General features: G+C 52.2%; 9 protein-coding genes. 7 read left to right on the forward strand and 2 right to left on the reverse strand.

Features of this window, described 5'->3' with window-relative positions:
- The 7 genes from ACZYUB_RS14995 to ACZYUB_RS15025 all read left to right on the forward strand — a co-directional run.
- The coding region (locus ACZYUB_RS14995; protein WP_463949063.1) for an Ig-like domain-containing protein at positions 1-2,965 on the forward strand (2,965 nt) is incomplete at its 5' end.
- A 179-nt stretch (positions 2,966-3,144) separates the two neighbouring features.
- A complete protein-coding gene (locus ACZYUB_RS15000; protein WP_463949064.1) occupies positions 3,145-5,286 on the forward strand; it encodes a type I secretion system permease/ATPase in 2,142 nt (713 codons plus the stop codon).
- Positions 5,283-6,671 carry an HlyD family type I secretion periplasmic adaptor subunit gene (locus ACZYUB_RS15005; protein ID WP_463949065.1) on the forward strand — a complete coding sequence of 463 codons (1,389 nt, stop codon included), beginning with the start codon at positions 5,283-5,285 and terminating at the stop codon, positions 6,669-6,671. The genes ACZYUB_RS15000 and ACZYUB_RS15005 overlap by 4 nt, the downstream gene beginning before the upstream one ends.
- 29 nt (positions 6,672-6,700) lie before the next feature.
- Positions 6,701-7,996 (forward strand): TolC family outer membrane protein, encoded by a 1,296-nt coding sequence (locus ACZYUB_RS15010; protein ID WP_463949066.1) that lies wholly within the window; start codon positions 6,701-6,703, stop codon positions 7,994-7,996.
- Positions 7,997-8,168: 172 nt separating this feature from the next.
- Positions 8,169-8,822, forward strand: coding sequence for a transglutaminase-like cysteine peptidase (locus ACZYUB_RS15015; RefSeq protein WP_463949116.1), 654 nt, complete (start codon positions 8,169-8,171; stop codon positions 8,820-8,822).
- A 3-nt stretch (positions 8,823-8,825) separates the two neighbouring features.
- Entirely contained in the window at positions 8,826-10,748 is a 1,923-nt protein-coding gene (locus ACZYUB_RS15020) for an EAL domain-containing protein (protein ID WP_463949067.1), read from the forward strand.
- 136 nt (positions 10,749-10,884) lie between these two features.
- Positions 10,885-11,673 carry a type 2 periplasmic-binding domain-containing protein gene (locus ACZYUB_RS15025; RefSeq protein ID WP_463949068.1) on the forward strand — a complete coding sequence of 263 codons (789 nt, stop codon included), beginning with the start codon at positions 10,885-10,887 and terminating at the stop codon, positions 11,671-11,673.
- 1 nt (position 11,674) lies between these two features.
- Here ACZYUB_RS15025 and ACZYUB_RS15030 read toward each other — a convergent pair whose 3' ends face one another.
- On the reverse strand, positions 11,675-12,061 hold the full coding sequence (locus ACZYUB_RS15030; RefSeq protein ID WP_463949069.1) for a VOC family protein: 387 nt from the start codon (positions 12,059-12,061) through the stop codon (positions 11,675-11,677).
- Positions 12,062-12,078: 17 nt separating this feature from the next.
- The gene (locus ACZYUB_RS15035) at positions 12,079-12,243 is read right to left on the reverse strand and encodes a hypothetical protein (protein WP_463949070.1); all 165 of its coding nucleotides are present in this window, start codon (positions 12,241-12,243) and stop codon (positions 12,079-12,081) included.
- Positions 12,244-12,348: the final 105 nt, after the last annotated feature.

A 12,348-nucleotide genomic window follows, 5' to 3' on the forward strand; every position in this document is an offset into this window, starting at 1 on the left:
TCCCCCCGTATTGTCGCTGACCCTGGATGCCAATATCACCGCCGATGACATCCTCAATGCTGCCGAGGCCAAGTTGCCAGTGGCGGTCACTGGGGTGGTCAGCGGTGAGTTCCGTGTGGGCGATGTGGTCACCCTGACGGTGAACGACAAGCCGTTTACTGGCTCCGTGGCCGCTGATGGAACCTTCAGCATCAACGTGCCGGGTGCCGACCTGGCTGCCGATAGTAATCGCACCATTGATGGCAGCGTGGCCAGCACCGATGCAGCCGGCAATAGCACCACCGCCACCGACAGCGAAGGCTATCAGGTTAATCATGCGCCGACCTCAACCGATGACACGATTTTTATCGATGAGGATCTGGGAAATACCACCGCTCGTTATACCTTGACACTCGCTGATTTCGGCTCTTTCCATGATCAGGATGGCGATAGTCTACAGGCGATTAGCATTAACTCTTTACCCGGCAATGGTACCTTTTATCTGAACGGTGTGGCGATTACATCAGCTATGGTATCGGCTGCTGGAGGTGTATCGGTGAGCGCGGCCGATATTAGTGCTGGTAAGTTGACATTTGACCCGACTAATAATACCGATGCGGATAGTTCATTTAATTTCCACGTTAGCGATGGTTCCAACTGGAGTACGCAATCTTATGTCACCGCGATCACTATCACGGCGGTCGCGGATACGCCGACACTTCTAGTTTCATCTTCGTCATCAACAACTGGGAATACGCTAGCCCCAGGTGCAAGCCAGTATGGAAATGGTTTGACGCTGAGTTATTACGACAATGTTTCTGGATTGGATAGGAGCAATGCAACCTCGACTGCTAAAGTTGAAGCTGTGCTTGAGGCAACAACTCCGACCTCTCAGAGAGTTTCCACAAATTTGGGAACCCAATTGAATGTGCCAGAAGATGATGCTTACAGTGCCCGAGGTCTGATCTATTTGGAGTCGGGTCATACCTACACCTTCACCGGGTATCATGACGACACACTGCGTCTCGAGATTGGCGGCACGGCTATTATCAATGTGGGCTATAACAGTTGGGGTAATTACGCCGCTAGCTATATCCCTCAAGTCAGTGGTTATTACTCTTTCGAGATGTTTGCCTATAACGGTGATAATGTTGGCGCTATTTCGGTGAAGGTAGCCGTAGATTCTGGTGTGGCAAAAGACCTCTCAACCAGCAATATTCCTATTTATACTGATATCGGTCAGGTCGATGCCATAGGTTTGCAGCATGGTTCATTGACCTCGGTTGGCGATGGTGGCTATTACGCTTCTACCTATAATCACGGTATGGTGGGTACGACCATTCATCTGGCCTCGATCACCGCAACGACACCGGATACCGATGGTTCTGAAACACTGGCTCTGGTGATTAAATCGCTGCCTGAGGGTAGCGTCTTGTCCGATGGTACCCATACATTTGTGGCCACGGCGACTAATACCCAAGTCGATATCTCGCGCTGGAACACGAGTCTGTTGACCTTCGACCCTCCCTTTGGTTTCACGGGAATTATCAATCTGGTGGTGAACGCAACCACGACCGAGTCCTCCAATTCTTCCCATGCGTCAACAGAAACGAATCTGACGATCACCGTTGATGCAGATTCTATCCAGACGCTGGATGCGTCTTACACTTCGGTTGCGACTACGGCGCTTGGCTTGAGTGGCGAATATTATGGCTACAACGATAGTAAAAATCCGGGTAATGGGTATCTGAAGCAAACTGCGGATGGTTCTGTGGGTAATCTGGATAACAATGCGGATGTAAACAACGTCATCAATAGCCGTACCGGGATTACCGTAGGCGCGGTCGACCCGGTGGCTGCTGTTGGTTCAACGATGGATGCCAAGTTTGTTGCGACTACCTTCAATTACGGCAATGTTTTGAGTGGCAATCTGGGATATATCTCCAGTACTCAAAGCGATTTCACTAGCGTGACCACGGGCAATCTACGGACTTTCCTGAACAACAATGGTAGTGGTCAGGATGGGACATCCCTAAAGTCTACCGTCAGCTATGGTAATACCACGGATGCGATTATCCGGATCCTTGGTTCCGTATACTTTAACGAGGGATCTTACCAGTTCAAGGTAACGGCCGACGATGGCTATACCGTCTATGTCGATGGTGTGTCTGTTGTGAGCTATGACGGCAACGTGGCTACAACGGCCACAACGGGCGCTAGTGTGGCCTTGAGTGAGGGGCTGCATCAGGTCGAGATTGTGTACTGGGATCAGGGTGTAGCTGCGAACTTCAGCATGTCCTACAAGGAGTCAGCCGATAGCGGTTGGTCTGGTTTCAACAGTACTAATTTGTTGATGCTGCAAGAAGGTTACACCCTGAGCGACTTGCAGGATGTGGTGCAAGCCAGCGATGGTAGCTGGATGATTCGGACCGGTGAATCGGTAATAGGAACCACAGGCCAGGATTTGATCACCGGCAGTGAGGGCAAGGACATCATCCATGGTGACACTGGCAATGACGTATTGAGTGGTGAAGACGGGGCCGACAAACTGTATGGCGATCTGGGTAATGACATCCTGGTTGGCGGCTCGGGAAATGACATTCTGACCGGCGGAGATGGCAAGGACACCTTTACCTGGCATAAGGGGGATCAGGGCACAATCCTGACACCTGCCGTCGATCATATTACGGACTTTAATAAATCCAGTGACGTGATTGATATCCGCGATCTGCTGGATCACGATGGCAGCAAGAGCAGCGATGTACTGGAAAATTATCTGTCGATCAGCAAGACCAGCAATGGTTCTGTCTCCATTGATATCCATGATCCAGATGCAAGCAGTGGCTCGGCGTCTAGCAGTTCTGTTTTGCAGAGCATAGTCCTGGATGGTGTGAGCTATTCGGATTTGACGGGTAGCAGCAGTAGTAGTGCCTCCGATGTACTGGACCATCTGCTTTCCAACCACTTGTTGAATATCGATAAATAAGGGTCAATGGAATCCAATATTGGAAGGAGAGGCTTGCCTCTCCTTTTTTATTGCTACTGATTTGTTAAATAATGCCGTATGCAGAGGAGTAGTGCTAAACTATTGTTCTGAAAATGGTTTTAGATAATTTTGTCATTTAGGTAGCAGTCGGCTATCGCTCGTCCCAGGATGGAGTCGCCATGGAGTTCACACAAGACAAGACAGATCAACTTCTGGAGTGTCTGGTCTTCCTATCCAAATATTATGCAGTTCCTACCAGTCGCGAGGCGCTGATCTCCGGGCTGCCTCTCACCGATGGTGCGCTGACGGCATTACTGTTCCCGCGTGCTGCCGAGCGAGCCGGATTTATTGCCAAGACCCAGGATCTGCAACTGGCTGATATTTCGCCATTATTGTTGCCCTGCATTTTGCTACAAAAGGATGGTGGCGCCTGTGTGCTGCTGGAGCTGGATCATCACAAAAGCGAAGCCTGCGTGGTGCTCCCCAGTCTGGGTGTCGCACAGCAAACCATGTCCCAGGAACAGCTGGCAGCCCTGACGACCGGCAAAACCATTCTGCTCAAGAAGCAGTTTCGTTATGACGCCCGTTCACCCAAGGTATTGGAAACCCGGGATGGACACTGGTTTTGGAGTACCTTGCTGGAATCGAGCGCTATCTATAGAGATGTACTGATCGCCTCGATCCTGATCAATTTGTTCGCGATTGCCAGCCCGTTGTTCACCATGAATGTCTACGACAAGATAGTGCCGAATTTGGCATTCGATTCACTCTGGGTTTTGGCGATCGGGGTTTCCATCGTTTTTGTCTTCGATTTTGCCATGCGCCAGCTGCGCAGCTATTTCATTGATGTCGCCGGTAAAAAGTCGGACGTTTTACTATCGGCCAAGATTTTTGCCAAGGTGATGGGCATCCGTATGGAAGCGCGTCCGGCATCGACCGGCGCCTTCGCCAAACATCTGCAGGAATTTGAGTCCATTCGCGAGTTCTTCACCTCGGCGACAGTGTCTGCGCTGATCGATTTGCCGTTTGCCTTCTTCTTTATGTTCATCATCTGGATCTTTGCCGGTCCCATGGTGATAGTGCCGCTGGTGTCGGTACTGATCCTGATTGCATACAGCTTCTATATTCAGGAGCCGCTACGCCGGAGTATCGAAGAGGGTTCCCGCCTCGCATCGCAGAAATACGCCAATCTGATCGAGGGGATTGCGGGTCTGGAAGCGGTCAAGATCTTCGGTGCCGAAAGCAACTTCCAGCATAAATGGGAACAAGCCGTTAGCCATATGTCAACCTGGGGCATAGAGACGCGCCGCATCACCAATCAGGTATCCACCATGGCCAGTTTTGCCCAGCAAATGGCCACCGTAGCGCTGATCGTGTTGGGGGTTTATCTGATCTCGGAAGGCACTATCACCATGGGCGGCATGATTGCCGCTGTGATGCTGTCGAGCCGCGCCATTGCGCCTCTGGTACAACTCTCGGTCCTTTCAACCCGTTACAATCAGGCTAAATCAGCCATGACCTTGATCAGCAAGATCATGGACAGTCCGAGCGAACAAGAGGAGGGGCGTCAGTACATCCAGCATTCGGTGCTGTCAGGTCAAATTGAATTCGAGGGGGTGAATTTCAATTATCCCGATTCGGATCAGGCGTCACTGCGCAATATCAACCTGGTCATTCGGCCCGGGGAAAAAGTGGCGATCATCGGTCGCGTCGGGGCCGGGAAAACCACCCTGGAGAAGTTGCTGCTCGGACTGTATAAGCCGCAAAGCGGTTCTATTCGTCTGGACGGTTATGACTTGGCGCAGATCCATCCTGCCGCATTGCGACGCAACATCGGCTGTGTGCCGCAAGATATCACGTTATTTTTCGGCTCCATTCGCGACAACATTATCGTTGGTCATCCCTTGGTGGATGATATGCGGGTGTTGCGTGCGGCACGCCGGGGGGGGGTCACCCAGTTCACCAACCGGGATCCAAATGGTCTTGAGCGACAAGTGGGTGAGGCTGGCCGCCTGCTCTCGGGTGGACAACGCCAAGCCATTGCTCTGGCCCGCGCTCTGCTGACTGATCCGCCGATCCTGCTGCTGGATGAGCCGACGTCCAACATGGATAACCGTTCGGAAAGTCTGGTGAAAGAGGAACTCTCCCGTTTGGATAAACAAACGACCCTGCTGTTGATCACCCACAGAACCAATATGCTGGATGTAGTGGATCGCTTGGTGGTGCTGGATCAGGGGGCTGTGGTTGCTGATGGACCTCGTGAGGATGTATTGAAAATGCTCAAAGAAGGTAGAGTCCGGGCGCGGGAGGGTGCGGAATGAGTGCTATGAAGCTGCCTGGGCCTGACCAACTGGATTTTGTCGATGATGGGACTGCGGCGGTGCTGCTCAATACCCCGACTCGGGCGCGCATCCTGCTGTGGAGTTGTTTTGTCTTTTTCGTGGTGGCCATCATCTGGGCTGCTTGGGCCGAGCTCGACGAGGTTGCATCCGGCCAGGGCAAGGTGATTCCATCCCGCCAGTTGCAGATCGTTCAGAACCTGGAAGGTGGCATCATCAAGGAGATCTTCGTCAAAGAAGGTCAGGTGGTGCAGCCGGGACAAGAATTGATGCGGATTGATGACACCCGTTTTCGCTCCGATTTTCGGGAGCGGGAACAGGAGTTGGTCAGTTTGAAAGGGGATGTCGCCCGTTTGCGCGCGGCTTTGGCCAGTGTGGTGGTCGCCAATGATCCCAAACTCGGTTGGCGTGAGCAAATCACCATCAAAGAGACGCCAATTGCCTTCCCCGAGGGGTACACCAAGGTGTTTCCGGAATATGCCAGGCGTCTGGAAAACGCCCAGAGTGAGGCGCTGAATAATCTGAACAATCAGTTATCGATCATGGGGCAGCAGATCGAACAGAAAGAGAACGAAATATTCGAAATCAATAACCGGATCCGAACCCTGGGACGCAGCGTGGACTTGGCCAGCCAGGAGTTGAACCTGAATCGCCCCTTGGCCAAAGAAGGCATAGTGCCGAAGGTCGAGCTGATCAAGCTGGAGCGGCAAGTGAATGATATGCGCGGCGAGCTGGAAAATGCGCGTCTGTTATTGCCCAAACAAAATGCCCTGCTGCGCGAGACGATCTTCAAGCGTAACGATGTCGCCTTGAAGTTCCGGGTTGATACGCAAACCGAACTGGAAGAGAAGCAGAACAAACTCTCCCAGCTCAGTGAAGGACAAGTCGGTCTGCAAGATCGGGTGGCCAGAACCAGTGTGTTATCACCGGTCAAAGGCACCATCAAGACCCTGAAGGTCAATACCGTGGGAGGCGTGGTGCAACCCGGTATGGATTTGGTGGAAGTGGTACCCATGGAAGATAACTTGTTGATTGAGGCCCGGGTCTTACCGAAGGATATTGCCTTTTTGCGGCCGGGATTACCCGCAATCGTCAAGGTTACCGCCTATGATTTTGCAATATACGGTGGGCTCAAAGGAACGTTAGAGCATATCAGTGCCGATACCATTCAAGACGAAAAGGGGAATGCCTTCTATCTTGTAAGAGTAAGGACGGAAAAAAGTTATCTGGGTGACATCAGTAAACCCATGCCTATTATCCCCGGCATGATGGCCACTGCGGACATCATTACAGGGAAAAAGAGCGTGCTCGAATACTTGTTGAAACCCATCATCAGGGCAAAACAATCTGCCTTGCGTGAACGATAAAACTGGAGAAAGCCAAGGAGAATCAGCCAATGAAAATCAAGCTACTTGTACTGGTGATAGCCAGTGCTATGGGGGGCGGACAGCTAGCTAATGCCCAGACCCTGGAGGAGTCGGTCTCGCAAGCCTTGCTGACCCATCCGCAAATCAAGGAGGCTTATGACTTGTATCAATCGCGCAAGTATCAGATTGATGAAGCCAAAGCCGGATATTATCCAAAACTGGATGCGAGTGCCGGAATTGGCCCCGAGCGCATCAAGGATGTGGGCAGCACGGAGCGGTCAGATCTGACTCGCAAAGACGCCAGCATCACCTTGTCACAGATGCTGTTTGATGGCTTTGATACCAGCAGCAATGTGGATCGTACCGATGCCGAAGCCAAGGCTCAGAAGTTGAGTCTGCACGCGACCGCCGAGAATACGGCTCTGCGGGTGGCGGAAGTATATCTGAATATGATGCGCCAGCAGGAAATCTTTGATTTATCGAAAGATAATCTTGCCACCCACGAACAGATCCTCTCGGATATCACTAAACGGACTACCTCCGGGGTTGGTTCTTCTGCTGATTTGAGTCAAATTCAGGGACGGGTTGCCCGAGCCTATTCGAATATGGCTGCGGCACAAAACAATCTGGATGATGCCCGAGCCGAGTACCTGCGGGTGGTAAACAGCGAACCGACCGATCTGGTTGAGCCGACGACTGACTCTGTGGTGATGCCAGCCAATCTGGACGAAGCCTTGAAGAAGGCGACCGCCAACAATCCGGTCCTGCTTTCTGCATTGGAAGATATCAATGCGGCCAATTTCCAACATGAAGGTGCTAAGGCAAACTTCTATCCGAAGGTCTCTGTCGAGGCTGGTCAAAGTTGGTATACCGATGCCAACGGCGACGAAGGCAGTAGCGATGAACTCAGTGCCATGTTGCGGGTACGTTATAACCTGTTCAACGGTGGTGCCGACGATGCCAGAAGCAAGTCCACCTCGGCACTCTATTCCCAGGCGAAGGACATTCATCAGAATGCCTACCGTCAGGTAGAAGAGGGAACCCGACTGGCTTGGCAGGCATTGGAGTCACTCAAGAGCCAGAAGACCTATCAGCAACAACATGTGGAATACAGCTATGAGTCCGTCAGGGCCTATAAGCAGCAATTCACCTTGGGACAAAGAACATTACTCGATGTGCTGAACACAGAAAATGAACTGTTTGAAGCGCGTCGTAGTTTGATCGGTACCCAATATGATGAACTGTTTGCGCAGTACCGTATTTTGAATGCCACAGGAACCTTGCTGGATTCTCTGAAAATTCAAAAACCGGCGGAGTGGAACTGATACAAAGGGCGGTTAAGGTGTGCAGATATGGCAGGTGTTTCACCTGCCGTCCTCTGCGGCCCGGGGGCTCGTTGACGGCGTCATTTCGTACCAAGGCTCGCCAGGAGTAGCGTCGAGAAGAATGATGAGTCCACGCATATGGGCAGCACCCGGTATCACACGCTTACTGACAATGGCTTGTCTATTGCCAGGGTTGCTGTTTGCCGTGCCACTGGCACAGGATGACCAATTAGCGGTTAAAACCGTGGCTGACTTTTACGGCTCCCGCGCTGGGAAGCGGATGCAGGGTTGGCGTGAATTGGTGATGAGAGGCAAACAGGAACGTTGGAACGAGCAAAAAAGTCTGGCGGAAGTGAATCGTTATTTTAACCAGCTGACCTTTTTGAATGATGTGGTGTTGTGGGGGCGAGACGACTACTGGGCGGCGCCAATGGAGTTTATTGGTGCGGGTGGTGGTGATTGTGAAGATTACAGTATCGCCAAGTATTTCAGCTTGATTGAGTTGGGTATCCCGGATGAAAAATTGCGGATGGTGTATGTCAAGGCATTAACCTATCAGCAATTTCATATGGTGGTTGCTTATTATCCGACTCCGGCTGCGGTTCCCTTGATCCTCGATAACATTAACGGGGTCATACAACCGGCCACCAAGCGAAAAGATTTAGTTCCGGTTTTTAGCTTCAATGGTTCTCACCTATGGCTAATGAAAGAACGCGGTCAAGGGCAATTGGCGGGTAGCTCTTCACGTTTGGCATTGTGGAATGACCTGCGTAGTCGTTTCAGTCGCGAGCAACTGAAGCGTCCAAAAATAAATCTGGATGATTGAGATATGACCTTATATAGACAACTGATGGCAACCATGCTGGTTCTGTTTGCTGTGCTTTTCGTGGCTGCCTATTGGGTGCAGTTTAATTCCACGCGGGATTATTTAGCCCAGCAGTTGGAGCTTTCCGTCACCAGTACGGCGAACTCGTTAGGGCTGGCTCTGACTCCTTATCTGGAAGCGGGTGATAAGGTGGGAGCTGAATCAGTCATCAATGCCGCGTTTGATGGTGGTTTTTACCGCAAATTCAGGTTGGAGTTACTGGCCAGTCAGAGTGTGATCCAGCGAGAAAATAGTGCCACAGTGGCGGGGGTACCGGAATGGTTTACCTCGCTGGGTTTATTTCGCAGTGTCAAATTCGATTCTATTTTGACCTCCGGTTGGTTACAGCTGGGTAAATTGCAAATTGAAGGTAACCCGGGGCAAGCCTATTACGAACTCTGGCAAGGCATGAGCCGGTTATTGGTCTCGTTTGTCATTACCTTTCTGGTTGTCATCGTCTTGCTCACTCGAGCGTTGCGCTATTTGCTGAAGCCACTGGATCAAATTTGTGATCAGGCGGTCGAGATTGAAAAACATCATTTTGGTCAGGCGATCCCGTTGCCTCGCACTCTGGAATTGCGGCAGGTTGTCCAGTCGATTAATACCCTGGCCAGTAAACTGGCGGTGCAGTTTAAAGAACAAGCCGAAGCCGCCTCGCAAATGCGCGAGCGGGCTTTTCGAGATGCAGTATCCGGATTGGGTAACCGGGCTTATTTCATGGGGCAGGTGAATGCCTGGATTGCGGAATCCGGGCGTGGTGGTGTCATGCTGGTCGCAGTCGATATGCTGGATGATATCTACCGCGACGAGGGTTTTGCCGCTCGTGACAGCATGGTCAAAGCCGTGGCGACCACCTTACAAGATGCGTTGCGGGACTTTGATGGCAGTGCTGTGGCGCGTATTTCTGCTACCGAATATGCGGTGTTGCTGCCGGGGCTGGAAATGCAGGAGCTGGTCGAAGTTGGTGAGTTGATCAATCGTTTCATTGCCGAGTTGGTGGTCAATCCGATGGAGCGTGAACAAGCGATTTCGGTGATTGGTATTGCTCCGCGCGAAGGGAATGATGATCTCTCCATGATGTTGACCAAGGCGGATAACGCCCTGCGCCATGCCCGCAGTGACCGCCGCAGCTCGGTGGTTATTGATAGTCGCGACAAGAGTGATGGCATGGGACGGATTGCCTGGCGTGATCTGCTGGCGGAAGCTCTGCACCATGGCCTGTTCCGCTTCAAGGTTCAGCCGGCCATTTTGCTGGCCAGTCAAAAACCTCACCATGCCGAGCTGTTTACCAGTATTCACCGCGATGGTGAGGATTATTTTGCCGGGCAGTTTATGCCAGCAGTCGAGCAGTTCAAACTGGGGGCTGATTTTGACCGTTATGTGTTGCAACAGGTGGGGAAACAGCTGGAGAAGAATCTGGATCTGAAGTTGGCCATCAACCTGACACTGACCTCGATCTCCTCTGCGCCCTTTGCCAGTTGGCTGGCCGACTACCTGCAGCAGCATCCATTGCTGGCGGGGCGTCTCTATTTCGAGTTGCCTGAGTCGGCGATCTTGCACTCCCGAAGCCAAGTCGAGAACTTGCTCGGCATTGTGCGTCAGCATGGATTCGGCTGGGGCGTCGACCAATATGGCCGCAACTTCCAGTCCCTGGATTATCTGGAAGTCCTGACGCCTGCCTACGTCAAAGTCGATCACGGTTATACCGGCATGGTACTGAAAGAGGAGGGTGATCAAGCCTTCTTGTCGGCGGTATGCCGCGCAGCCCATAACGCCGGCATTGTCACTATTGCCACCCGTGTTGAGAGTCAGGAGCAGGTGCAGGCGTTGTCCAAACTCTTTGTCGATGGTTACCAGGGCTTTATTTCACCGCCCTATCCGCTGTAAAAGCGGTGAGTCGAGACGTGGGGAGCCTTGGGCTCCCCTTTGTTTTGTGGCCTGGCTGGCGTTTTTGCCGATGAGTGCTGTCAGGGAGAGCACATCACCTACACTTGGATCAGTTTGGTCTGCGAGAGGCGATGACATGTCGAGAAGATTTCGCCGTTATTTCAGCTGGTTATTATGGCTTTTGCCCTGTTACAGCCTGGCTCAGGAAGTATCGCTGGCCTACGGCGATCAGGCTTTTCCTCCCTACCAGATGGGGCAAGGACGCTTGGCGGATATTGAACCTGGTCTGGCAATCGATGTCGTTTTACAGACGGCACACATGCTGGGTATCCAGGTCAAGTTGCAGCGAATGCCGGTGAAGCGACTGCTGCATGAGTTGGAGTTAGAGCATCTGGACGGTGCTATTGGCTATTCATTCACCGTGGATCGGGCCGAGTACCTGGCTTACCCTCCGATATCCCAGGAGGGCACCGCTCTTCCCGATCCCTCCTTCCGCCTGTATCGGGTGAGTTACTATTTATTTAGCCGTCCTGATTTTATCCCTCATGGTTTAGGCCATGGTTTAGATGGTTTGACACAATACCGGATCGGCGTGCTGAAAGAGTCCGCCATTGCCGGGATCCTGTTCCAACAAGGTATTCCTTATGAGGCGACCCGGACGGCGGAGCAAAATCTGGAAAAGTTAAAAATGGGACGCCTGGATTTGGTGGTTGGCCCCGGAGAGCCAACGGGACGCTTGCTCCGCAGCCTGGGCTGGCAAAACGAGATCCGCCGTTCCGGCGAGTCCTTGCTGGAACGTGATTATTTTTTGGTGTTTAGCAAAGCGTTTTGCCAGAACAACGCCTCGGTATGCGAGCAGTGGTGGCAATTGATTCGCCAACATCGCGACAGCATAGTGAAACAGCGCATCGACCTCTATCCGTAACTCAACGGCTCAATTCGATACGGTTGAGCTCCGGGTCCAGCAGACAACTCTCGTAATAGCCATCGCCTGTGGTGCGAGGTCCGCTCAGCAGCGTATAACCGTCGGTCACCAGACGCTGGGTCAAGGCATCGACCGCCTCGCAACTGCCCAGCGCAAAGCTGAGGTGTCCCAGACCGATAAATTGCCGCTGTGGCTCATTTTTCAGCTCGGTTACCTCTTGCCACTGCATTAACTCCAGTCGACATCCGCTGCCGAATTCGAGGAAATAGGAGCTAAAGCCCCTGGCATTGGTGTATTTGGTGTTCGCTTGACCGGCAAAGTAGCGCTGATAAAAATCACGCATCCGCTCCAGATCCTGACACCAAATCGCGACATGTTCGATGTACATCTTCTCTCCTTACTGAATTACCAGTGATGCTTATAAAACGGGGCGGGCATCTGTAGCGATTGCCACTGCATCAGCCGCTCCAGCTCTTGCAGTGCCCAGCGTGGCTGGCCCCAACCTTGCTGTTGTTGTAGTAGAAAGCGTTGAAAAAATCCGGCCAGTTGCGTCGCATTTGCTCGATACATGATGAACTCCTTGTTACTCGGGGATGAGCAGCCGATGGTGGGGTGTCGTGCTGCTCTTGCGTTTCGACATCAGCATGGCTTTAATTGGGGAATCTAAAAATTGCT

The sequence above is a fragment of the Pseudaeromonas sp. HNCC25DJ182 genome, from assembly GCF_055413365.1.

Coding starts and splice junctions, on each gene's coding strand:
- ACZYUB_RS15000 (WP_463949064.1), top strand. CDS start 3,145: ATGGAGTTCACACAAGACAAGACAGATCAACTTCTGGAGTGTCTGGTC.
- ACZYUB_RS15005 (WP_463949065.1), top strand. CDS start 5,283: ATGAGTGCTATGAAGCTGCCTGGGCCTGACCAACTGGATTTTGTCGAT.
- ACZYUB_RS15010 (WP_463949066.1), top strand. CDS start 6,701: ATGAAAATCAAGCTACTTGTACTGGTGATAGCCAGTGCTATGGGGGGC.
- ACZYUB_RS15015 (WP_463949116.1), top strand. CDS start 8,169: ATGGCTTGTCTATTGCCAGGGTTGCTGTTTGCCGTGCCACTGGCACAG.
- ACZYUB_RS15020 (WP_463949067.1), top strand. CDS start 8,826: ATGACCTTATATAGACAACTGATGGCAACCATGCTGGTTCTGTTTGCT.
- ACZYUB_RS15025 (WP_463949068.1), top strand. CDS start 10,885: ATGTCGAGAAGATTTCGCCGTTATTTCAGCTGGTTATTATGGCTTTTG.
- ACZYUB_RS15030 (WP_463949069.1), bottom strand. CDS start 12,061: ATGTACATCGAACATGTCGCGATTTGGTGTCAGGATCTGGAGCGGATG.
- ACZYUB_RS15035 (WP_463949070.1), bottom strand. CDS start 12,243: ATGTATCGAGCAAATGCGACGCAACTGGCCGGATTTTTTCAACGCTTT.